The organism is Sphingobacterium sp. UBA7625, assembly GCF_002484085.1.
GTDB lineage: Bacteria > Bacteroidota > Bacteroidia > Sphingobacteriales > Sphingobacteriaceae > Sphingobacterium > Sphingobacterium athyrii.
This window is the reverse complement of sequence record NZ_DLJD01000009.1, coordinates 18,338-41,374: the sequence shown is the minus strand read 5'-3', so window position 1 is coordinate 41,374 and position 23,037 is coordinate 18,338. Positions and strand designations below refer to the sequence as shown.

Here is a 23,037-nt window from a genome sequence, read left to right as displayed (position 1 = left end):
TATGTTCGCTGTGCTAAAAATACTAAAATCTTACAGTACAAACTCAAAAGTTTGGACATGTAACAAAATAATCATTTAAACTTAATCGTGACTATGTGAGGGGAGCGGATAAAAAAATAGCCATCCCTAAAGATGGCCACCTACATTATACTAATTTTTACAGCAGCTAGTCTTCATTTTCCTCTACATGAAGCATAGGATCTTCTCCTGTTACTTCCGTACGGATTTTTGCCTCAAGTTCGTCCATTAGATCTGGATTGTCAAACAATAGGGCTTTTACGGCATCTCTACCTTGTCCTAATTTGGTTTCACCGTAGCTAAACCAAGAGCCCGCTTTTTTGATGATACCATATTCAACACCTAAGTCAATGATTTCACCGACTTTTGAGATACCCTCCCCGAAGATGATATCAAACTCCGCAATACGGAAAGGAGGTGCGACTTTATTTTTTACAATTTTAACTTTAACACGGTTACCGGATACCTCGTCAGAATCTTTAATCTGCGATGTACGACGGATATCCAAACGTACAGAAGCATAGAACTTCAATGCGTTACCACCTGTTGTTGTTTCAGGGTTACCGAACATCACACCAATTTTTTCACGCAATTGGTTGATGAAAATACAGCAACAGTTGGTTTTGGAAATTGTTCCCGTCAACTTACGTAAAGCTTGAGACATTAAACGGGCTTGAAGGCCCATTTTTGAATCACCCATTTCACCTTCAATCTCACCTTTAGGTACTAATGCGGCTACAGAGTCAATAACAATGACGTCGATGGCACCTGAACGGATTAAATTGTCTGCAATTTCTAACCCCTGCTCACCATTATCAGGTTGAGAAATTAATAAGTTCTCAACATCAACACCAAGCTTTTGTGCGTAATATTTGTCAAAAGCGTGTTCAGCATCAATAATTGCTGCAATACCGCCTTTTTTCTGTGCTTCAGCAACAATGTGCGTCGCTAATGTCGTTTTACCCGAAGATTCAGGTCCATATATTTCAATGATACGTCCTTTTGGAACACCGCCAATTCCCAAAGCGATATCCAATCCTAAGGACCCTGTAGAAATCGCCTCGATAGGCTCAACAGCTGTATCTCCTAATTTCATAATCGAACCTTTTCCAAAGCTCTTTTCCAATTTATCTAACGTCAGCTGTAACGCTTTTAATTTATCTGTGTTGCTCATATTTTTAGTATATATTTATCAAAATTAAAAATAAAAAAGAATAAACCAAATATTTCCACTAAAAAAATTAGTTTTTTATTTCTATCGCGCTTGGAGCACTTTTTATGTGATGGGTTTTCTCAAAGTATTTACACATATAAGTAATCGGGCATTTTTCGCAAAGTGGTTTTCGGGCCAGACAAATATATCGTCCATGCAAGATCAACCAATGGTGCGCAACAGCAATGGTCTCTTTCGGGAGATTTTTGACTAATTGTTTCTCTACCGCCAATGGAGTTGTTGCACGGTAGGTTAAGCCAAGCCGATTAGCCACACGGAATACATGCGTATCGACTGCCATTGCAGGATTATGATAGACAACAGACGAAATGACATTGGCGGTTTTTCTACCTACCCCGGGCAACTTGACCAAATCCTCAATCTGCTCAGGCACGATATTGTTAAATTTTTCAATAAGCATTTGTGCCATTCCGACAAGATGCTTGGCTTTGTTATTTGGATAGCTTACCGAGCGGATATAAGTAAATACTTCATCGACGCTTGAAGCGGCTAAAGTATGTGCATCGGGGTAACGTTCGAATAGCTTCGGCGTGATCTGATTAATTCTCTTGTCGGTACATTGGGCCGATAGAATAACAGCGACAAGCAATTCATACGGATTACTATAGTTGAGTTCTGTCTGCGCATCCGGATTATTTTTGGAAAAATATTCCACAAAAGCTTTGTATCGTTCTTGTTTTAACATCACTCCAAAACTAGCCAAAATTTCTATCAAAAAAGAAAACTTAACGCTTACACACGGCTCATCGAGCGGATTAATTAGGAATACAAATGGATTGCGATAATAGGCATGCGCACTAAAGTCTATCGGGTATTTTAGGAATACGGTGTGGTACTTATCTGCTTAGATAATAGGAATGAGATAAACTGATATTATTTCAATAAATAAGGCCTAATCTCTGGATTAGGCCTTTCTTTTTTCCATTTGTTTGGAATATTCCATGATATTCGCAATACATTTTTTGCTTGGATTAAGCAACATTTTGGGTAATTGAAGTTTCAATTCATTTTCTATATCCTCGTCAGTCATTACCTTCTCGTTTTGGGTTAGCAAATTTTGAACTTCGTTTTCTGATTGGGTAAAGTTTTCTACCATAAGCATCTTGAGTTTTGTCCCTGTAAGTTAATTAATTAAACGGACAAAAGATGATTTTGGTATACAAAAAACGAGAATAATATTTATTTTTTCTTTTTACTACTAAATTCTTCAGCCTTAAGAATCGCATTATATGCATTAACGATTCCTCCAGTGACAGAGATATCTGCTAATTTGACCATTCTTGTTGCATCTTCACCTACCTTGACCTGAACCATTCCCACCGGTTTTTCCACAGATTCCAAAATGACCTGCTTGGTTTCCACAGCTGAGAGATTCGGATAGTAGGAGCGTATCATAGCTGCCAGTCCGGCGACTACAGGAGCAGCCATACTTGTTCCTTGTTCTTCTTTATACTGCGAATCTGGAATAGTGGAATTGATCTGCACACCGGGAGCAAATACATCAACTGAATTTTTGCCATAATTGGAAAAATCGGCTAAAAGCGCGTTGTCCGGATATAAGCCCGTTGCACCCACGGTGATCCAGTTGTTTGCGATACCGGTTGTATCTCCCTTTGCATCGGTGTAGTATTTCATCGGAAAATTTGGTTCCACGTCATTATCCTCACTGTCATTCCCTGCTGCATGTACCAATAAGACATCCTTGGACTCGGCATATTTAACGGCCTCATCCACGGTCTGCTTGTTGTGTGCATAGCTTTTTCCGAAACTCATATTGAGCACTTTTGCACCGTTGTCTACTGCATAACGGATTGCATTTGCGACATCTTTATCGCGTTCATCACCGTCCGGAACCAAACGTACAGCTAAAATTTTGACATTGTCTGCAACGCCATTGATGCCAATGTTGTTGTTGCGACTGGCGCCAATAATACCGGCCACATGGCTGCCATGAAGTGCATCAGGCCCCTTCACATCGGCATTTCCGTAATAACGTTCGGAGGCATCCTCGTAATTGTCGCCAACAATGGGACGGGAATCGTATTCCTTGTTCAAATGGTATTCCACCTGATTGTTGAAATATTTTGCACCCTCCGTGATATCATCAAAAAACTTGACAAAACCGTTGGTTTGAATCTCATCTTTCGCATAACTAAGTGCGATACGTTGATTATTCGATTTTGGGTTGAAATTCTCTAGATCGGTCAAGGTAATTTCTGCTGGTTTTTTACCTATTTCACGGACCACGGCGTCTAGGTTGCGTTTAAGGGCATCATAGGAAAACTGCCCCATTTTGGCTTCTTCTAGCTTGTTCTTGTACTTAACGACCATCTTTTGATAGACCAAAAAAGCTTTCCTGTCGGCTTCATTCAGTTCTGTCGTAGGGGTGACACCCGCAAATTTTTTATCTAAAATCCTTAATTGCCTCGTAAGTTCCAGGTTGTCAAATTGAACATCCTTCCCATCGGCATTGCCAATAAAGTTCCAGCCGTACTTGTCATTGATATAGCCATTACGATCATTATCTTTCCCATTGGTAAGACTGTCCTTTGGGTTGATCCAAACGACATCCTTCAGATCCTCGTGAAAGACATCCACGCCACCGTCCAAAACCCCAACAATGATAGGTGTTGATTTTTTTCCCTTTAATAAAGTTTTATAGGCTTTCTCCGTACTAATTCCCATGACACCATCCGTTTGGTAATCCAGGTTGTACCAATTTGGAGGTACAGATTCACTTTGAGCAAACGAGATTACCGGCAACACACCCAAGGCAATCAGATATAATGATTTCTTTAAATTCATGAAATTTTCTCCTAGCATTGTAGCAAAGATAGTATTAATGCCTCTGATGAATTGTTAATTTTTATTAAAAGTGACTTTTCGTGCCCTTAACGGGATAGACCGCAAAGATGTGTATTGCGAAATCTGAAAAATCATAGGACGGCCTAAAACCAGTCGGACGTATTTAAAATATCGTTTTGATATGTTTAAATAAATGCGTTAAATTGAGTCCCTTTGGGAGATCGTGCGATTATGAGGAACGAAAATATAATAAGCGGTTTTTTTAATTAGAAAGACGATATTTAGCGAATTTATAGCGTTTATGCAACATAACAATAATGTACAATGGCCGGAAGTTTCAGCGCCGATAGCTGCAACACATCCATATAAAAGACAGATTCATGGTGATACCGTCGTGGATAACTATTACTGGATGATTGACTATTTTAAAAAGGGGCCCAGATCGGAGGCAGTGATCAATTATCTGAACGAAGAAAACGCCTATACCACTGCAATGCTAAAAGATACGGAATCTTTTCAGGAAGACTTATTTCTGGAAATGAAATCCCGGATCAAGGAAAAAGACGAGTCCGTACCTTACTTTAAGAACGGTTATTATTATTACAGTAGAACTGAGGAGGGGTATCAATATTTTAAGTTTTGCCGCAAGAAGGGATGTTTGGATGCCGATGAAGAATTATTATTGGATATTGACAACCTAGCGGAAGGATATGCTTATTACACTGCGAAGGGGTTTTCAATTAGTCCGGACAATCGTTTGCTGGCTTTTAGTGTGGATACAGTTTCCAGAAGGGAATATACCATATACATTAAGAATCTGGAGACAGGTGAGATTTACCCTGATCGGATTGTTAATACCGAAGGTACTGCAATCTGGGGGAATGATAACCAGACATTGTTTTATACAGCGAAGAATCCAGTGACACTACTGAGTGAAAAAATTATGCGGCATTCACTGGGCACGGACGTTTCAGCAGATGTATGTGTTTATGAAGAAAGAGATAATACAAATTACATCGCGGTCGGTAAATCAAAAAATGGTAAATACATTATCATCAGTTCCGAAAGTACCCTATCCTCCGAGATATGGTTGTTGGATGCCGATCTTCCCAATAATGATTTTAAGGTCTTTCAACCACGCCTGAAGGATGTGCTTTATACCATAGTCCCTTTGGAAGATCGTTTTTTGATACTGACCAATGATGACGCTATTAACTTCCGGGTGATGCAATGTCCGTTAGACAAAACGGGGCGCGAACATTGGACTACTTTCTTGGCACATCGTCCAGATGTGCTGGTGAGTGACATTGAAGAGTTTAAGTCTTTTTTGGCAATAGCCGAACGAAAAGATGGATTGACCCAGTTGGCGATCTATAATTTGAGCAGTCTGGAACAGCATTATTTGGATTTTGGAGAGGTAGCCTATACGGTATATCCGGGGATAAATGTCGAATACAATACGGAAAGTCTGCGTTATGGATATACCTCTTTGGTGACGCCAAGTTCCGTCTACGAATATAACATGCGGGATCGGAGCAAAGTATTGCTAAAGCAGCAGGAAGTTCTGGGCGGCTATGACCGGGCAGCTTATAAGACTGAGCGTATCTATGCCCCCGCGAGGGATGGTGTAAAAGTGCCTATTTCTCTAGTTTATAAGGAAGGGACCAAATTAGATGGCACAGCGCCGTTATTACAGTATGCTTATGGTTCCTATGGTGCATCGATGGATCCTAGTTTTTCCAGCAATCGCTTGAGTTTATTGGACCGTGGATTTATTTATGCACTGGCACATATCCGTGGTGGCGAAGAAATGGGACGTCAGTGGTATGAGGATGGGAAAATGATGCGTAAAATGAATACTTTTAATGATTTTGTGGATTGTGGAAGGCATCTTATTGAACAGGGCTACACTTCTCCAAACCACCTTTATGCACAAGGAGGAAGCGCAGGTGGATTATTGATGGGTGTTGTTGCGAATATTGCTGCAGCGCAATATCATGGTATCATAGCTCAAGTCCCTTTTGTGGATGTTGTGAATACCATGTTGGATGAGACAATACCATTAACGACGAATGAGTATGATGAATGGGGCAATCCCAATGAGTCGGATGCTTATTTTTATATGAAAAGTTATTCGCCCTATGAGAATATTGAACCGAAAGAATATCCAAATATGTTGGTTACCACTGGACTACATGATAGCCAAGTTCAATATTTTGAGCCCGCCAAATGGGTGGCAAAATTACGGACAGTCAAAACGGGTAAGTCTGTTCTGTTCTTGAAGACAGATATGGATTATGGACATGGCGGCGCTTCGGGAAGATTTGACTATTTGAAGGAGATCGCGCTAGAATATGCTTTTTTGTTTAAACTGGAAGGGATCGACCACTAAACTGATAGAGTACGACAACAATAAAAAAGCGGCATTGCCGCTTTTTTATTGTTGAGCATGATTGATGCTGTCCTGCTGTTTTTGTAAACGTTCTTCACGTTCGATTTCTCTGGAATCGATCTGATGTTGTTGATAGTTGTCCATCGCAACTTTGCTCGCTTTTTGCGACACATAGATGGCAAGTATAGCAACCACAGTAATGATTGCGAGTCCCCAGGCATATTTACGTTTGTCCTGTTTGACAAGCCAATACATAAAGACGATATAAGGTACAGCAAAAATAATATAGAAAATTAAACTCGGTGACATGCTATTTTCCTCTAAATGATGTATACAAAAGTATCGTTTTTGTCCAAAAATAACGAACCCGTGGAAAAAACTCCCCTTATCAATTGATAAAGCCTTAAACCTTTATCGATTTTATTGTCAAATTAATATCGTCTGAAGCTAAGGGATAGACTGGGGTTGTTAATAATTAATTGCTTGAAAATGAAGGGTACAGGCCTGTTTTGATGCCTGATTGTAATTTTTTGATTTTTGCAAAAAATCCATGATAATATTGTGGAAAAGAAAAAAATATTTTTATACATTTGCAACGTCAGAAACAAATTGACAGAGAAATAAAATGAAACAGAGCAAAAAGAACGACTATTCTTATACTCAAACTTTTGAGAAGTTTATGAGGAAGGTGTTTTGTGCTTTCATTTTCGTAGAAATACCTGTTTTACGCTTCCGACGACCCATACTACCTCGGGCTTGATTTGAGGTAGTGAATCTTCCAAACAAGGCCATGATTGTCCGATGGTTTTGAATCCATTATTTTAATTTATTCAGTAACAAAACACGACAGTAGTTGTTGTTTTATTATTAGGGTCGTAAGTCAATGACTATATCAGATTTTTTAATTATTCCGGCTAAACCTGAGCATGCACATTATGCAGAGGTTATTTGCAACGAAATGTTCGAGTCTGCAAAGGCTCGTGGTACTGGTATTGCACGTCGTAAACCAGAGTATGTTGCCAACAAAATGAATGAAGGTAAAGCAGTGATTGCTTTACATAGGGACGGTCGATGGGCAGGCTTTTGTTATATTGAAACTTGGGGCCATGGCGATTACGTTGCAAATTCTGGACTTATAGTCAATCCCGAATTTCGAAAGGTAGGTTTGGCAAAAGCCATTAAGAAAAGGGTATTTGATCTGTCCCGTGAAAAATATCCCAAAGCAAAGATATTTGGTTTGACCACAGGTTTTGCCGTCATGAAAATTAATTCAGAACTTGGATATGAACCCGTACCTTATTCAGAATTGACGAACGATGATGAATTTTGGAAAGGCTGTCAGAGTTGTGTGAATTATGAAATTTTAATGAGCAAAGACCGTAAGAATTGTATGTGTACGGCCATGCTCTGGGATCCGGAGGAAAAAGAACGTGAGCTGAAAGAAAAGATCCAGCGTAAACATGAAGCAAAGGAGCGTTTGGAGCGAATCACACAAAAACAATCCTTGTTAAAACGTATTCAGGCAAAGTTCTGGAAATCGGCCAATAAATTCATTGCGGTCAATTTGCCAAAGCATAATAAAGTTGCAAAAGGATTTTAATAACTTTAACAGGAGAAACCGGGTGTCACCCATCTTTCTCCGCAAAAATCATACATAGCATGTCAACTGGCGTAGCAGCCATTGAAAATAAATAATGAACAGCGATGAAACGGTCAGCCTAAGGCTCAAATAGAACCGGATTGGTTGATAATAGTTTCACTGCAATAAAAAACAATTTATCTCAATGAAAAAAGTAGTTTTAGCATTTAGCGGAGGATTAGATACTTCGTTTTGTTGTATTTATCTTACGCAAGATTTAGGTTTGGAGGTTCATTCCGTAGTCGTAAATACAGGTGGTTTTTCGGATGAAGAATTGAAGACGATTGAAGCACGTGCATATGCATTAGGCGTAAAATCACATACGGCGATTGACGAAACAGCAGACTATTACCGCGAAACTATTAAATACTTGATCTTTGGTAATGTGCTGAAAAATGCGACTTACCCGCTGTCAGTGTCCGCTGAACGCGTATGTCAGGCCACTGCCATTGCAAACTATGCAAAGAAAATCGGTGCTGAATGTGTTGCACATGGTTCTACAGGGGCCGGAAATGATCAGGTACGTTTTGACATGATTTTCCAGACCTTGATCCCAGGGGTTGAAATTATCACACCTATCCGTGATCTGCAGTTATCCCGCGAAGCGGAAATAGAATACTTGAATAAACATGGTGTTGAATATTCTGCCGAAAAAGCTAAATATTCGATCAATAAAGGCCTTTGGGGTACGTCTGTAGGTGGGGCGGAAACATTGACATCCAACCAATATCTACCCGAATCAGCTTGGCCTACGCCAGTGACATCTTCAGAACCCCAACAAATCACAATAGATTTTGAAAAGGGCGAGCCAGTTGCTTTAAACGGTGAGAACATGTCATCTGTTAAAGTCATTCAGGAATTGCAGGCGATTGCTCAACCTTATGGCATCGGTCGCGATATTCACGTAGGTGATACAATTATCGGTATCAAAGGTCGTGTAGGCTTTGAAGCAGCCGCTTCAGTCATTTTGATTAAGGCACACCACACCCTGGAAAAACATACTTTGACCAAATGGCAATTATCCTGGAAAGATCAAATCGCTGCTTTCTACGGAAATTATATGCACGAAGGACAAATGCACGATCCTGTCATGCGCGATATTGAAGCATTCTTACAGTCTTCACAGGACACTGTAACGGGCCGTGTGATCGTTGAATTCCACCCTTATCGTTTTGTTGTGATTGGTATTGAGTCGGAGCATGATTTAATGTCCAATAAATTCGGTAGTTACGGGGAGATGAATAAAGGTTATACTGGTGATGATGTGAAAGGCTTCTCCAAAATTTTTGGAAACCAAACTATAATCTGGCATAAAGTAAACAATAAGTAAAAAGTCAAAATTAAAAAAGGGAGATAGTTGGTAAGTCTTTGACCTGAACCGCCAAAGACTCATATCTCACATCTAAATACTAAAAAATGATAAAAGTAGGAATCGTTGGTTCGGCAGGGTATACAGGTGGCGAATTATTGCGCGTTTTGATCTACCATCCTGAGGTGGAGATTATATTCGCCAATAGTGCTTCCAACGCTGGAAACAAATTATATGAAGTACACAATGATTTATTCGGAGATACTGAGCTGACCTTCTCTTCTGATTTTCATTCCGATATTGATGTATTGTTCTTATGTGTTGGGCATGGCGATGCACGCAAATTTTTGGATGCGAATCCAGTTGCGGCATCTGTAAAGATTATTGATCTTTCGCAAGATTATCGTCTTCGGGCAAATACCGCTTATCAAGGACAGCAATTTGTTTATGGACTTCCGGAGCTAAACAAGGAAGCGATCAAATCTGCGCAGTATATTGCTAATCCGGGTTGCTTTGCAACAAACATTCAATTGGCATTATTGCCGTTGGCAAGTAAGGGCTTGTTGCCAGATCAGATTCACGTTAATGCGACAACGGGATCTACCGGTGCCGGACAGAAGCCCGGGGCGACCACACATTTCTCTTGGCGTAACAACAATCTTTCTGCATACAAGTCTTTCGAGCATCAACACCTACAGGAAATTTCGGAGTCATTGGATCAATTGCAAAATGGATTTTTGCCAGCGTCTGATGATTCATTATTAGCACGTGCGGCAGAAAGAATAAATTTCGTACCACAGCGTGGTGACTTTACTCGGGGAATTTTCTCAGCGATTTATGTTGATTCCGATTTGACGGAGGAGCAAGCTTACGAATTGTACGAAGGCTATTATGCCACACATCCATTTACGCACGTTAGCCGGAGCAATATTGACCTCAAACAAGTGGTAAATACCAATAAAAGTATTATCCACTTGGAGAAACATGGGAATAAGTTACTGATCTTAAATGCTACCGATAATTTGTTGAAAGGAGCATCTGGTCAAGCCGTACAAAATATGAACCTCATGTTCGGATTGAATGAGCGTATGGGATTAAATTTGAAAAGTGTTTGTTTTTAATTGTTTAGAGCTTATTCAACAGCTGTATTAACAGACTGTGAATAATCGAAACAGTAAATCTTGATAAAATACAGTTATCAACATAGTTATTAACGCTGTGTGGAAAAGTGAAGCGGGCAACCGCTTCACTTTTTTTATGCCCGACGCCATTTGTATGAAGCTAATGCTGGCGTAATAGGCATGACCATCGTGAATAGATTTCCACATCTTTTCAACTATCCGGTTAAGATAACGAAAGAAAATGCGTTTCGGCAATATGCCAATGCAAGTCGTATGATGCGGTATCTGAAATTTATTAGTGTTGTTATTTTGGGTGTAATCAGCTTCAAGACCATTCCAAATGCAGCCGGAACTTCAGATGAGCTGGGCGAATGGTTTTTTATTTTATTTGAGATTCAAACGGAGCTACGCTAATATCTTTCATAAATCTTTTTAATAGGTTGAATAGCGGGTTGATTATCGCTGCTTTTTTACACAATCGATTGATATACATTTCCTTTCTTTTTCTGTCAATCTAACCCTTATCTTCATTAAAGTAATACTATTTCCAAAGACCGATTTAAACGAGCGTTCATATCAGCGTAATAGATATGAGCTAACTTGGCGCCTATAAAACCTCAGCTGAGGCGACATAAATGGCTAAGGTAACAGACAAAAGATATAATAAAAATAAAAAATGAAAAGAAAACTCTTTATCAGGCTCCTCTTCGTAGGTGCCTTATCTTGCCTTTCATTAGGTGGTAATGCGCAGACTTCTATAAAATCCTATTCTGTTCCACTTGCGGGCAATGCTTTCATTACTACCGGACAAAATGGCGGTGCAGAAATTTCGGGACGCAATGGACTGGTGAAATGGTCAAGCGATCAGAGCATCGCATCGGTGTATTTCAGAACTGAGAAAACCGGAAATCTTGAATTAAAGCTCAAAGCAAAAGTTGATGCTGGAAATACCTCCAAAATAGAGATTTCTGCCTTGGGAAAAAGGAGCTCCTTAGATATAAAAGAAACTGAGTTATCCGAAACAGCAGCCTTGTCAATTGATGTCAAAGTCCCGGGCTATATACAGGTCAACTTAAAAGGATTAAGTAAGTCGGGGAGTAACTTTGCCGACGTAACGGAATTAATTGTCAGTGGAGAAGCAGCATCTGAAGGCCTTATCTATTCAAATGATCCTGATTATTACTATTGGTCGCGTCGTGGTCCTTCCTGTCATTTAAATTATACGGTACCTAGTGAAGGAAATGTCAGCTATTATTACAATGAGGTAACCGTCCCCAAAGGAGAAGATAAAATCGGTTCATATTTTATGGCCAACGGTTTTGGCGAAGGCTATTTTGGTATACAGGTGAATTCGGAGACGGAACGCCGTATTCTTTTTTCAGTTTGGAGCCCCTTTCATACAGATGATCCGAAAAGTATTCCGGACGAGCAAAAAATCCATTTGTTGAAGAAAGGAAAAGACGTGCAAACGGGCGAATTTGGCAATGAAGGGTCTGGTGGACAGAGTTACCGGAAATATTTCTGGAAAGCGGATGAAACCTATAAATTCTTGTTGAAAGGTACCCCGGATGGAAAAGGAAATACAGACTATACCGCCTGGTTTTTAGTACCTGAGGAAAACGCATGGAATGTAATCGCCAGTTTCAAACGTCCGCAAACAAATACTTATTTAAAGAGATTTCATAGTTTTCTGGAGAATTTTAGCCCGAATCAGGGATATTTAGAAAGACAGGTAGAATTTAAAAACCAATGGGTTTATGACGGCCAATGGCGCCCTGTCCAATCTGCTTCATTCAGTGTTGATAATACCTATCGCGCCAATCAGCGTATTGATGCCATCGGCGGTACAACTAAAAATGGCTATTTTCTTAGAAATGGCGGTTTCTTTAATGAAATTGTCAAACCTGGAAGTAAGTTTGAGGTTGTCAATAAAAACACAGCCCCAAAAATTGATTTTGATAAATTGCCTTAATGGCTAAATCTGTCCCTGAAAGCAGGATATGTAGCATAAAAAACGAAAGAGTCGCATTGAAGTGCGACTCTTTTCGGTATGTTATGACCTATTTATTGCGCAGAGAGTTTAATATCTCGTTCTATAGATATATTATCTCCCGTAATCGCATTGCCTTCTTTATCGACCAACGTTAATTTTATCTTATTATTTCCCATTGGCAAACCTTTGATTTCGTAAGGGCCCCATTTATCCAAAGTAAATGTCTGTCCATTGATATCTGCGGTAACCTTATTTCCGTCTGGGGCAATACTGGTGTTGACTAGATAGAAATCCAGGAGTAAATTTTTTGTTTCATCGCCTTTGTATTCCCCTTTTGGACGGGAGTAAAATAGAGATGGTTCTTTGGGGGTTGGCTCCTGTGTCAATTTTCCTGTGGCATCTATCTTGAATTTAGTCAATTTTGAAGCTTCACTTGTTTTAATGGATTCGTGGTAAGACCGTGACAAAAATGAAAGTAAATAGTGCTCCGAATTTAAAGCCAAAGTAACGGAGTGTTCAGGTTTATATAATGCTGTATAGGGCTTATTATCCAGAATAAAGTGAATATGTTGTCCATCATGCGAGTTGGCCATGTGAGCAGCATGCGCATCTTCTGTCATTTCTGTCAGCTTGAAGTTTTTAACCGTGTATTTCACGGTGACTTTTGCAGAGTCTGCACCTACTTTTTCTGCAGTTATAGAAGCGATTTCGAGATTTGCTCCGGGAAATTGTTTTGAATCTGCAATTGGATTAACTGAAATGGAATCCATTTTCTGTGCAGTAGTCGTATCGGTGTCACCCATGGAATCAGTATGGTCAGCACCCTTATTGGATGAGTTATTACATCCGACGGCTCCCATTAACAATACTAATGCAGCGGGAATGGCTGTAATTCTGTAGTACTTCATAATTTTTTTATTTAAATTTTATTGTTCAGCATCTTAAATAACAATAGCTAAGCGTATTTTGTTTGTAATAATGCTAAAACAACTAACCAGTTTGTGAGCAAGCGGTATATAAACAAGAATAATCCCTGTTTATTTGCTTTCTCAACACGAAAGAGTAACGTGTTTAATGACCTGTTATTTGAATAAATGAATATTTTAAAAAAATATTCATATTAGATGTAATGAATTATCAAGTTGAAATGTCTTGATTATGTGACGAAGGTATGGAAGGGGTGCAGGCTAGTTACTACTAAATACTAAAAATGAACCAAGAACAATTTAAAAATACCGTTTTCGTCCATAAGGATAAGCTATTTCGCTTTGCGAAACGGATCTTGGTTGATGACGATGAGGCCTTCGATGCTGTGCAGAATGTCATGATGCGGTTGTGGAAATTGAAAGATCAGCTACATCAGTATAAAAATGTCGAAGCTTTCTGTATGCAAAGTGTAAAAAATGAAGCGTTGAACCGGATTAAAAGAGATAAAGTGAGAGCAGACTACGTTGATCAATATCAAGTAGTTTCGATGACGGAGAATAAGGTCGGAAATACCAAAGAAATTATTCTGGAGATGATCAATTCCCTTCCTGAAAAACAACGTCTGGTTATGCATCTGCGGGATGTGGAAGATTATGATATTGATGAAATCGTTGAAGTATTGGATATGGGTGAGTCGGCAGTTAGAGTCAATTTAATGCGTGCAAGACAGAAGGTAAAAGAGCAGTTGACAAAGTTATTCGATTATGAAAGAACGCGAGTTTATTCAGATAAAAAATAGATCCTGTAGTTTCATAATTAGACAAAATAAGATAGGTGGTGATGAAAGATAAAAAATTAAAGGAATTAGAAGAGAAGTACTTTAATGGCCAGTCGTCGTTAGAGGAAGAAGGTGAGTTGAAAAACTCGGGTCATGTTTTTTTTCAAACTTTGAATCAAGAAAAGAATGTTAAAATGGACTGGTCCTTTGATGACTTCGAAAGTCAGATCAATGCGGATAAAAAGCTTATTGTACGGTGGAAATATAGCTGGGTGAAATATGCGGCAGCAGCGGTTCTTTTAATGACCATTGGAATCGCACTATTCCTGAATCAGAAGCCCACGATCGAGGAGCCGGTGCTCGTAGAAAAGAACATGAAAGATTTAAAACCTGCGAAAAATAGGCCTATCGAACATCAAAATTCGGAAGCAGCGAATCCCAATTCTAATGATAGGATATTGTCAGATGGAAGTCGGACGGCAATGCAAACAGCAGAAACTTTCAAACGTCCAAAAATTAAAAAACAAGCCAAAGATAGGACAGCGAAGAAGGAAGTCGTGACTGAAAATTTGGAATCAACCACAGGACAGACTTATCAAGCAGATTATGTTGTATTAAATGGTAAACCCGTTGCCAACGAAGAGGAAGCTGTGGAATTGACCCTGAGGTCATTGGGATTGCTGGCGAATAATCTGGAAAATGGAGTAGATAAAGCAATGAATATAAAACAAATGTCAATATCGATTAACTAAAATAATATGAAAGGATTATTAATAGCTTGCCTATTACTTGTAGCAAGTATGGCAAACGCACAAATTTCCAAGTTAGATAAACTCTTCGAGCAATATCAGGGGAAAAAGGGAGTGACTACACTTAAAATTGGAGCCCCTATGTTCAAGTTGTTAGGGAATTTAAAAATTGATGACGAGGATATGCAGAAAATTACGCCTTTACTCAAAAACGTAAAATCCTTGCGGATGCTGATCGTCGAGGATGGCGAGGACAAAAATTTGACTTCAGTCATTCGGAGTGCAGTCTCCAATCTCAAGTATGAGGAATTGATGACTCTTAATAGTGATGGTGAGGATATCCGTTTTCTGGTTGAAAATATATCCGCAAATTCTGATATTCTCAATAATTTGCTTTTGACAATCAATGGTGATGGCCAAAACTTGTTTATGATTTTGGATGGAGCTATACCGTTGAAGGAAGTGACTGGTTTGGTGAACGAAAATAACAATAAAAAGTAGATATTATGAAAAGATTACTAACATTGTTATGCCTAATTGGAGTACTTTCTTCATTGCAGTCCTGCATCATTAAAAAAGGATCCAATATGGATTACGTCAGGGGGGCAAATATCTCAAATAAAGCAGAAATTGTTGCCATAAATTTGCCGATGTGGTTAACGAAACCGTTTATCAAAAAAGCGTTAAAGGATGATAACGACGAGGAATCACGAGCGATGACTGCAATCGTCAAAAAACTGAAAAAATTCAGGATGATGACATTATCAAACAATGACCAGGAAAAAAATGCGCTGATTTTGGAGGATTACCACAAATATCTAAAAAAGAACAAATTTGAGGAACTGCTGGTGATCAACAGCGAGGGGGAAGAGATATCAATTAATGCACGTATTGACAAAGATAATGTGATCAGTAGGGTTTCACTTTTGGTACACGACGAAGGCGATGAAAGCGTATTTATGGATATTAAAGGCAAATTTTCATTGGATGAACTTATTCAGGGATTGAATAAGATAAAATCGAAGGATAAAAAGCTGTCCACCAAATTGGCTGATACCCATACTGTAGTTCAACAGGAACTTTAGCTGAGACAGCGATTCTTGATTAAACAGCATATAAATGCCCCAAGAACTAAAATAGTTTTTGGGGCATTGTTGTATTATACTTTCCTTTTATGACTGAAATACGATGTCCAAGGCATCGAAAATATGCTTCTTGGCGGTATTTAAATCCGCGTCGGTATGCGCAGCGGAAACAAAACCAACTTCATAGCCCGAAGGGCCGAAATATACACCTCTATTCAAGAGTTCGCGGTGCATAATTTTGTATGATTCCATTGACGCGGGGTCAATTTCACTTGCTTTCTTGATATCTTCTTGCTCGGTAAATGCAAACCAAAAGATAGATGCAACATGGAATAACTGTACTTGATAACCTTTTTCAGCGATATATTGACGAAGATCCTGAACAAATGCTGCAGTTTTGGCATTTAAATTTGTATAAAAATCCTTTTGTGCCAATACAGTCAAGGCTGCTATACCTGCTGCCATGGCTACAGGATTTCCTGATAATGTCCCGGCTTGATAAACGGCACCATCAGGTGATATACAAGCCATAAGCTCTTTGGATGCTCCATAGGCTCCCACTGGCATTCCGCCGCCTATGATCTTACCATAGGTGATAATATCAGGCTGTATTTCGTAGTAAGCAGAGGCTCCTTCAAAACCGATCCGGAATCCGGTGATGACCTCATCCATGATTAGCATGCTGCCATGTTCTTTTGTGATATCACGTAGGAAATGCATGTATTCTCTGGATTGCATTAATAGACCATTGTTGGCTGGAATACCTTCAATGATCACTGCAGCAATTTGATCTTTAAATTCTGTAAAAGCAGCTCTCAGCGCGTCTTTGTCATTTAACTCGATGACGATTGTTTCATCTGCAAAAGCTTTGGGAACGCCCGCCGAAGAAGTTTCTCCGAAAGTAACTAATCCAGAACCAGCCTTCACTAAAAGCGAATCCGAATGACCATGGTAACATCCGTCAAATTTGATGATCTTATCGCGTTTGGTATATCCTCTTGCCAAGCGGATTGCAGACATCACAGCCTCGGTTCCTGAACTGACGAAGCGGATTTTCTCGATATATTTATTTTTTTCAATAATCAATTCGGCGAGTTGATTTTCCAGAGCAGTAGGTGCACCAAAACTCAATCCTTTACCTAATTGTGCGGCAACGGCCTCGCGAACTTGATCGTTATTGTGTCCCAAAATCAAAGGACCCCACGAACAGCAGAAATCGATGAACTCATTGCCATCGGCATCCCAAAGATGCGCTTTATCGCCACGTTCAATAAATAAAGGGGTGCCAAATACGGATTTAAAAGCCCGAACTGGCGAGTTTACACCGCCCGGGAAATATTGTTTTGCCTTTTCGAATAATTCAGCAGATTTTGCTCTTGAAATATCAGGTGTTTGCATTGTCAAATTGAAAAGTAAAAATTATCTAATGATGAGCTCGCTATCGCTCGTTAAAAAGTAGAAAAAAGAGACACTTGTGAGCCGCAGGCTTCCACGACCATAATCTAAATACTCTTATCTCAATACTAAATACTAAATAAAACCTTTTTCCAAAACTTCTTTGGAATGGTAGGACAAAATTGCTGTTGCGCCTGCACGTCTGAAACTTAATAAAGTTTCCAAGATGACGCGTTCATCTAACCATCCATTTTGAATAGCAGCTTTTAACATCGCATATTCACCACTGACGTTATACACCGCGATCGGAAGATCAAAATTATCAGCGAGGAGTTTAACAATATCTAAATAGGGAAGCCCCGGTTTGACCATTAGGAAATCTGCGCCTTCTTGTGCATCGAGTTGAGCCTCGATAAGCGCTTCCTTCGCATTTGCAGGATTCATTTGATAGGTTTTCTTGTCACCATGTTTTGGAGCCGAACCTAAAGCGTCTCTGAATGGACCGTAATAGGCTGATGCATACTTCGCTGTATACGACATTAAAGACACGTTAGTGAAACCATTGTGGTCTAATAGCTCACGAATATACCCGATACGTCCGTCCATCATATCGGAAGGTGCGATAATATCTGCACCGGATTGAGCGTGTGCGAGTGCCATCTTGCCCAATACTTCCAATGTTTCGTCGTTTAGGATTTCGCCATTTTCGACAATTCCATCATGACCATCGCTACTGTAAGGATCCATTGCTACATCCGTAACGATACAAGCTTCGGGAAAATTTTTCTTTACGGCCTCAATAGCCCGTAAATACAAACTTCCGTCACGGTAACTCTCCGTCGCATATTTGTCCTTCAATGACTCTTCGATATTGGGAAATAAGTCAAATGAACGTAAGCCTAATTTGAGGCAGCTTTCCACTTCTTTCAATAAATTATCAATGGAATAGCGGTAAATACCCGGCATTGATTTAACTTCGGTTTTTTGATTTTGGCCATCTACGATAAAAAGTGGAAAAATCAAATTTGACGCGTCTAAACGTGTCTCTTGAATCATGTCGCGAATCACGGCAGATTTACGATTTCTTCTCGGACGTTGTAACATTATTTTTTATTTATTTATTATGATCCAGTGATTTTGTGTCGTTCAATTGCAACAGCGATAAATCTGTTTGCTAACCTTTCCATACGCAATACTAATTACTTGATACGATTTAATAGTCCAGACCAAAAACAGCCTCTGAGAGACCAATTTCGTCTGGTGAATACGGAAGGGTGTAAGGAACATTCATCTCATCAAACTTCGCCCCGGTTGAACGACCAATGCAGATAACTTTTTGTCCCGGCTCTAATAGATTATCCGCAAAGTAGGCTTCTACGTTACTAGGGCTTGTAAATACGAGTACTTCTGCATTGGATGGATCGACGTCCTCTTCCAATACAGTCTCATAGACAGGAATATTTATGATTTTTGTCTCTGGACTTAGCGCTTTCTGAATGGTCTCAAGCGATTCCTTTGCGCGCGGAATAAGTACTGTTCCACCATTTGCCAATTCGGCAAATTTCTTAGCGATTTCATCCATGTTAATACCTTCGCTGTCACCAGAAAAATCAGCTACACGATCGTACTTACGCAATACTTCTTCTGAGCCACGGCCAATAACGCCTATTTTGGTCTTTTTACTCAATCGGGGTTCCAGATTGAAGAAATGCTCAATCCCGTTCTTACTTGAAAATATAATCCAATCCACATGTTTCAGGATAAAAGGATCCAATTTGTTAATGATCGGAAATATTTTGATCAATGAACGCCCTTCGATGGAAATATTATGTTTGGCCATTGCGCGCGCGAAGTAGGAATTTTCGTCCACCTCTCTGGAAATAAAGACAGATTGAGGCAACTTACGGTCTTTTGCGTACTTGCTGAAAATACGCTCTGCCAACCGGTTTGGATCAGCATCTCTGAGGTACACACGATCAGGAAAGTCTTCACTCGTATCAGCAATGGAAGCCCAAGCCTCATACTCGTCACCACTTTTACGACAATAACATCCGAGTGGAGCATGACATCCTGCATCAAATTTGTTCAATACCAAACGTTCCACAGCAATGGTTTTAGCTACCCCATCATTATTTAGCGGTTGCAATGCGGCAAAGAGTTCCTTGTCGACTTCACGGATCTGAATAGCTAATACACCCTGTGCCGGAGCAGGAATAATTTCGACCGGTGGGATTTCTTCGACATGAAAATCAGAGATATCCATTTCGATACGGCTGATACCAGCTTTTGCCAGTATAATTGCATCGTATTGTTCATCCCGCAGTTTTTGCATTCTTGTCTGCAGATTCCCTCTTAGATCGTCGAATTCCAGGTCTGGGCGTAAAGCCGATATTTGTGCTTTTCTACGGTTGGAAGATGTTCCGACAGTTGCGTTATGTTTTAGGGACAGCCGCTTCTTGATATCTACACAATCCTTGTGGATAATCAATAATTCGGAAGGATCCTCCCGTTCGGAAACAGCTGCAATAATCAATCCCGGAGGATTAATCGTAGGTAAATCTTTGTGTGAGTGTACAGCTAAATCAATGGTCCCGTTCAAAAGTTCTTCTTCAAGTTCTTTGGTGAAAAATCCTTTACCTTCCAATTTATCCAAACGGAGATGCTGAATAATATCGCCTTGAGTTTTGATGACTTTTAACTCTGCTTCTATACCGATTTCCTGTAATCGGTCTTTCACAAAATTTGCCTGCCACATTGCAAGAACACTTCCCCTGGTGCCAATAATTAGTTTTCTATTCACGTTATTTTACTTTACCTATTAAAATGTGTTTAATACCATTTATCGAAGCAAAAATAAATAAATAGGTGGAATATGTTGACACGTTACTGTCATTATCTAGAAGGAAATGATTGATAAACCGAAAATTAGAATAGCAGTAGGAGCTCTTTTGACAAAAAAATCAATTGCATACGGTCGCCATTATTGGGCGCAATTCAGAAAAGGATAAATGTATTTTGTCAGAAATGATTGCAGCGATAGGATTGCAATTAATTTTTCTCAATCTCTGGCGTTTTAACCAGGATCTCTTTCGCCATAACCATCGGAACTTTGATGTATTTCTTTTCCATATAGTTGATGACTTTTTCAAGAACCTCCCTCGCTTCCGGTGTCAGCGCCTGTACTTCTTGGGCAAAGACCTCGTTTAAGGCAAATGACTTGATTTCTTTGATCTTCTCAGGAACTTCACGCATAGCAACCTCTACGCGTCTTTGTTTGATCAGTGGTAAAAATTCCTGAATATTGTCCTGAATGATTTTTTCAGCACTGTCCAGTTCATTATAACGTTCCTGGATATTTTTCTCCGCAATAGCTTGTAAGCTACTGACTTCAATGTAATGAATCGGGTTGTTTTTGATTACTTCGGCATCGATATCATTTGGAACAGCTAAATCAATGATAATTTTCTTGTCAGTTTCACCATTTAGTAGCGATTGGTACAACGTGTTATCAATGATTGATGTTGGAGCGCCGGTACATGTAATCAGAATATCAAAACCTTCTTTGTATTCGTCAATGCTAGCAAGCGGATAAGCCTCAGCATTTAACTCCGCAGCTAATGCTTTTGCGTTTTCAAGCGTGCGGTTAAAAACGACAAATTTGGCCTTTTGATTTTTTTGGAAATATTTTGCTAAGTTCTGATTTGTTTCGCCTGATCCGATAATAAGGATTCTCGGGTTTTCAACGAGTTTTAATTCACGTAATTTGCGGTAGGCAAGAGAAACAACAGAAATTGGGTTTCTGGAAATTTTGGTATAGGTATAAACTTCTTTTGCTGTTTTTACAAGACGATCCATCATTAAACGAAGGAAATCACCTGTAAAACCGGCTTCTCTACAGCGGTCATACGCTCTACGTACCTGCGCTAAGATTTCTTTCTCGCCAACAACCAAGCTTTCAAGTGAGCAGGACATCCGAAGCAAATGATGTAAAGCATCCATTCCTTCATATTTGTTGACCTGACCCAAATAACATTGGAGTCGCTCCTGCGGAACACAGAAATTCAATTTTCCCATAAACTCCGCAATAAATTCGTTGGTCAATTCGTGAGCTCCATAAAATACAAACTCTACCCGGTTACAAGTACCAATGTAAAAGATCTCCGGAATATCTAGGCTGTGTTTTAAGCTAATGAGGCGACTTTCTAAATCCTCATTGCAGATCACTAGATTACCTAGATCTTTTAATTCGACATGTTTATGAGTAAACGCTAATACTTTAAGATTTTTCAAAGCTCTAATCCCTCGCTTATATTTAACGGTACAAATGTAGCTTAAATGCTTTGTGCTTGTGTCAAAAATCTGTCAAACGCATTAATTTAGAAAGATTTTAAATAGCTTTATTTTGTGATTAAGTGTTTGATTTTTAGTGTTTTAAATATCGTTATAAAATTGAATGATTTTCATCACACAGATGTGTGATGAAAATTTCAACCTCTTGAAGGCGTTAAACTATTCATTATCGCCTGTATTTGTTTGTGCTGAATCGATGGTGATATCTTCAAGTTCCTCTACATAGGGGACTTCTTCAGCGGCGGTCGCCTCCGCTATTTCACTGTCACTATATTGATAATAAGTATCAAATGTTTTAGTCCCTTTATTGTAAATCAATGCATACTTGGAACTTTTGTTTTTGACAATAATTCCATCAGCTGGAGCGGGAACTAATTTCATCTCATCCATAAAAATCTTCTGTCCTTTTTTAAAACTATTGATCAAAGGAAGTTCACTGGAATATTCTTTCCAAAACAAGATATCTCCTTTTGCTGATATAATCCAGATGGCACTACTTTGATAGTCATTTTTTTCCACTAAAAAAGCCATTTCTTTATTCCAATTGTCCGCATCATGACGATCAGTAAAATTACCGTAACAGAATACCGATTTTGCACGGTCCTTTATCCGGGTGAATTTATAGATGGGTTTATCCCCGGAGGGTTCCAGGTAACTATTTCCCATAAAGATTTTTGTAATGCCTCTGCGGTAACGTAATGGAATATTGTCATATTCGGGGATTGTAAAGATGGCATTGTTCCAATGGGCGTATTCATCAATGGAGCTCCAGCCATCAGCATCTTCGAGATCTTTTGGATCTGCATTCTCAAATCCGCCCACGGCTGTTGCTCCACTATCTAGAGGTATGGCATCAAGGTCTTGCCGCAGGACGAAATTATAATATCCTCCGCCGGCAAGTATGGCCAATAGCAAGACTATTCCAATAATGATATATATATTTTTCTTTGATTTTTGTTTTGGTGCCTGTTCTGTTTCAGGTTCTTCAAATGCTCTTTTCATGTTCAATATTGGGCTTAAATTTTAAATCAACTTTTGGGTAAAGACTCTTTTCAAATACTTTTTATAACTCAATTTTGAAGGAATCAATTTTATTCAATTTCAAATGATCTTTTGGATTATTGTTATTTGTCCAGAATGCTATACGAGAACTTCGTTTTAAAATTAGAACAAATTTCCAAAAAATGAAATACAAGTTATATATGTGGCGATATTCAACTTATATTCGTATCAATTTTAAAG

General features: G+C 39.2%; 21 protein-coding genes. 10 read left to right on the top strand and 11 right to left on the bottom strand.

Annotated elements, in window-relative coordinates; translation table 11 throughout:
* Positions 1-166: 166 nt before the first annotated feature.
* The 4 genes from recA to B4G94_RS03760 form a co-directional block, all read right to left on the bottom strand.
* Positions 167-1,192 (bottom strand): recombinase RecA, encoded by a 1,026-nt coding sequence (gene recA, locus B4G94_RS03775; RefSeq protein WP_108636164.1) that lies wholly within the window; start codon positions 1,190-1,192, stop codon positions 167-169.
* 67 nt (positions 1,193-1,259) lie between these two features.
* The gene (gene nth / locus B4G94_RS03770) at positions 1,260-1,937 is read right to left on the bottom strand and encodes an endonuclease III (protein ID WP_286857240.1); all 678 of its coding nucleotides are present in this window, start codon (positions 1,935-1,937) and stop codon (positions 1,260-1,262) included.
* 219 nt (positions 1,938-2,156) lie between these two features.
* A complete protein-coding gene (locus B4G94_RS03765) occupies positions 2,157-2,348 on the bottom strand; it encodes a hypothetical protein (protein WP_146191123.1) in 192 nt (63 codons plus the stop codon).
* 83 nt (positions 2,349-2,431) lie between these two features.
* Positions 2,432-4,057, bottom strand: a complete 1,626-nt coding sequence (locus B4G94_RS03760; protein ID WP_286857239.1) for a S8 family peptidase — start codon at positions 4,055-4,057, stop codon at positions 2,432-2,434.
* Positions 4,058-4,358: 301 nt separating this feature from the next.
* Between B4G94_RS03760 and B4G94_RS03755 the strand changes: the two genes are divergently transcribed.
* Positions 4,359-6,449 (top strand): S9 family peptidase, encoded by a 2,091-nt coding sequence (locus B4G94_RS03755; protein WP_286857238.1) that lies wholly within the window; start codon positions 4,359-4,361, stop codon positions 6,447-6,449.
* 45 nt (positions 6,450-6,494) lie between these two features.
* On the opposite strand, the gene B4G94_RS03750 is transcribed toward B4G94_RS03755, so the two are convergent.
* Positions 6,495-6,758, bottom strand: coding sequence for a hypothetical protein (locus tag B4G94_RS03750; protein ID WP_108636160.1), 264 nt, complete (start codon positions 6,756-6,758; stop codon positions 6,495-6,497).
* 574 nt (positions 6,759-7,332) lie between these two features.
* Between B4G94_RS03750 and B4G94_RS03745 the strand changes: the two genes are divergently transcribed.
* The 5 genes from B4G94_RS03745 (at position 7,333) to B4G94_RS03725 (ending at position 12,490) form a co-directional block, all read left to right on the top strand.
* Positions 7,333-8,049, top strand: coding sequence for a GNAT family N-acetyltransferase (locus tag B4G94_RS03745; protein ID WP_286857237.1), 717 nt, complete (start codon positions 7,333-7,335; stop codon positions 8,047-8,049).
* Positions 8,050-8,233: 184 nt separating this feature from the next.
* Positions 8,234-9,418, top strand: coding sequence for an argininosuccinate synthase (gene argG / locus B4G94_RS03740; RefSeq protein ID WP_286857235.1), 1,185 nt, complete (start codon positions 8,234-8,236; stop codon positions 9,416-9,418).
* Between the two features lie 86 nt (positions 9,419-9,504).
* The gene (argC, locus tag B4G94_RS03735) at positions 9,505-10,518 is read left to right on the top strand and encodes an N-acetyl-gamma-glutamyl-phosphate reductase (RefSeq protein WP_286857234.1); all 1,014 of its coding nucleotides are present in this window, start codon (positions 9,505-9,507) and stop codon (positions 10,516-10,518) included.
* A gap of 189 nt (positions 10,519-10,707) precedes the next feature.
* Entirely contained in the window at positions 10,708-10,932 is a 225-nt protein-coding gene (locus tag B4G94_RS03730; RefSeq protein WP_286857233.1) for a hypothetical protein, read from the top strand.
* 262 nt (positions 10,933-11,194) lie between these two features.
* Positions 11,195-12,490 (top strand): DUF3472 domain-containing protein, encoded by a 1,296-nt coding sequence (locus B4G94_RS03725; RefSeq protein ID WP_286857232.1) that lies wholly within the window; start codon positions 11,195-11,197, stop codon positions 12,488-12,490.
* A gap of 92 nt (positions 12,491-12,582) precedes the next feature.
* Here the strand turns inward: B4G94_RS03725 and B4G94_RS03720 are convergent, their stop codons facing one another.
* On the bottom strand, positions 12,583-13,419 hold the full coding sequence (locus B4G94_RS03720) for a hypothetical protein (protein ID WP_286857230.1): 837 nt from the start codon (positions 13,417-13,419) through the stop codon (positions 12,583-12,585).
* Between the two features lie 302 nt (positions 13,420-13,721).
* On the opposite strand from B4G94_RS03720, the gene B4G94_RS03715 reads away from it, so the two are divergent.
* The 4 genes from B4G94_RS03715 to B4G94_RS03700 are packed head-to-tail and all read left to right on the top strand — an operon-like array spanning position 13,722 to position 16,050.
* Positions 13,722-14,237 (top strand): RNA polymerase sigma factor, encoded by a 516-nt coding sequence (locus tag B4G94_RS03715; protein ID WP_286857229.1) that lies wholly within the window; start codon positions 13,722-13,724, stop codon positions 14,235-14,237.
* A 41-nt stretch (positions 14,238-14,278) separates the two neighbouring features.
* On the top strand, positions 14,279-14,968 hold the full coding sequence (locus B4G94_RS03710; RefSeq protein ID WP_286857227.1) for a hypothetical protein: 690 nt from the start codon (positions 14,279-14,281) through the stop codon (positions 14,966-14,968).
* A gap of 6 nt (positions 14,969-14,974) precedes the next feature.
* The gene (locus B4G94_RS03705; RefSeq protein ID WP_108636142.1) at positions 14,975-15,466 is read left to right on the top strand and encodes a DUF4252 domain-containing protein; all 492 of its coding nucleotides are present in this window, start codon (positions 14,975-14,977) and stop codon (positions 15,464-15,466) included.
* Positions 15,467-15,471: 5 nt separating this feature from the next.
* Positions 15,472-16,050, top strand: a complete 579-nt coding sequence (locus B4G94_RS03700) for a DUF4252 domain-containing protein (RefSeq protein ID WP_286857225.1) — start codon at positions 15,472-15,474, stop codon at positions 16,048-16,050.
* A gap of 87 nt (positions 16,051-16,137) precedes the next feature.
* Here the strand turns inward: B4G94_RS03700 and hemL are convergent, their stop codons facing one another.
* The 5 genes from hemL to B4G94_RS03675 form a co-directional block, all read right to left on the bottom strand.
* A complete protein-coding gene (gene hemL, locus B4G94_RS03695) occupies positions 16,138-17,448 on the bottom strand; it encodes a glutamate-1-semialdehyde 2,1-aminomutase (protein ID WP_286857223.1) in 1,311 nt (436 codons plus the stop codon).
* A gap of 132 nt (positions 17,449-17,580) precedes the next feature.
* Positions 17,581-18,549, bottom strand: a complete 969-nt coding sequence (gene hemB / locus B4G94_RS03690) for a porphobilinogen synthase (RefSeq protein WP_108636138.1) — start codon at positions 18,547-18,549, stop codon at positions 17,581-17,583.
* Positions 18,550-18,658: 109 nt separating this feature from the next.
* Complete coding sequence (hemC, locus tag B4G94_RS03685) at positions 18,659-20,245, bottom strand: hydroxymethylbilane synthase (protein WP_286857221.1); 1,587 nt, start codon at positions 20,243-20,245, stop codon at positions 18,659-18,661.
* Between the two features lie 248 nt (positions 20,246-20,493).
* Positions 20,494-21,735 (bottom strand): glutamyl-tRNA reductase, encoded by a 1,242-nt coding sequence (hemA, locus tag B4G94_RS03680; RefSeq protein ID WP_286857219.1) that lies wholly within the window; start codon positions 21,733-21,735, stop codon positions 20,494-20,496.
* Positions 21,736-21,954: 219 nt separating this feature from the next.
* Positions 21,955-22,797, bottom strand: a complete 843-nt coding sequence (locus tag B4G94_RS03675; protein ID WP_165305527.1) for a hypothetical protein — start codon at positions 22,795-22,797, stop codon at positions 21,955-21,957.
* Positions 22,798-23,037: the final 240 nt, after the last annotated feature.

Coding starts and splice junctions, on each gene's coding strand:
- B4G94_RS03725 (WP_286857232.1), top strand. CDS start 11,195: ATGAAAAGAAAACTCTTTATCAGGCTCCTCTTCGTAGGTGCCTTATCT.
- B4G94_RS03760 (WP_286857239.1), bottom strand. CDS start 4,057: ATGAATTTAAAGAAATCATTATATCTGATTGCCTTGGGTGTGTTGCCG.
- B4G94_RS03755 (WP_286857238.1), top strand. CDS start 4,359: ATGCAACATAACAATAATGTACAATGGCCGGAAGTTTCAGCGCCGATA.
- recA (WP_108636164.1), bottom strand. CDS start 1,192: ATGAGCAACACAGATAAATTAAAAGCGTTACAGCTGACGTTAGATAAA.
- B4G94_RS03745 (WP_286857237.1), top strand. CDS start 7,333: ATGACTATATCAGATTTTTTAATTATTCCGGCTAAACCTGAGCATGCA.
- argC (WP_286857234.1), top strand. CDS start 9,505: ATGATAAAAGTAGGAATCGTTGGTTCGGCAGGGTATACAGGTGGCGAA.
- B4G94_RS03710 (WP_286857227.1), top strand. CDS start 14,279: ATGAAAGATAAAAAATTAAAGGAATTAGAAGAGAAGTACTTTAATGGC.
- argG (WP_286857235.1), top strand. CDS start 8,234: ATGAAAAAAGTAGTTTTAGCATTTAGCGGAGGATTAGATACTTCGTTT.
- B4G94_RS03720 (WP_286857230.1), bottom strand. CDS start 13,419: ATGAAGTACTACAGAATTACAGCCATTCCCGCTGCATTAGTATTGTTA.
- B4G94_RS03750 (WP_108636160.1), bottom strand. CDS start 6,758: ATGTCACCGAGTTTAATTTTCTATATTATTTTTGCTGTACCTTATATC.
- hemB (WP_108636138.1), bottom strand. CDS start 18,549: ATGTTACAACGTCCGAGAAGAAATCGTAAATCTGCCGTGATTCGCGAC.
- B4G94_RS03715 (WP_286857229.1), top strand. CDS start 13,722: ATGAACCAAGAACAATTTAAAAATACCGTTTTCGTCCATAAGGATAAG.
- nth (WP_286857240.1), bottom strand. CDS start 1,937: ATGTTAAAACAAGAACGATACAAAGCTTTTGTGGAATATTTTTCCAAA.
- B4G94_RS03675 (WP_165305527.1), bottom strand. CDS start 22,797: ATGAAAAGAGCATTTGAAGAACCTGAAACAGAACAGGCACCAAAACAA.
- hemL (WP_286857223.1), bottom strand. CDS start 17,448: ATGCAAACACCTGATATTTCAAGAGCAAAATCTGCTGAATTATTCGAA.
- B4G94_RS03705 (WP_108636142.1), top strand. CDS start 14,975: ATGAAAGGATTATTAATAGCTTGCCTATTACTTGTAGCAAGTATGGCA.
- B4G94_RS03700 (WP_286857225.1), top strand. CDS start 15,472: ATGAAAAGATTACTAACATTGTTATGCCTAATTGGAGTACTTTCTTCA.
- B4G94_RS03765 (WP_146191123.1), bottom strand. CDS start 2,348: ATGGTAGAAAACTTTACCCAATCAGAAAACGAAGTTCAAAATTTGCTA.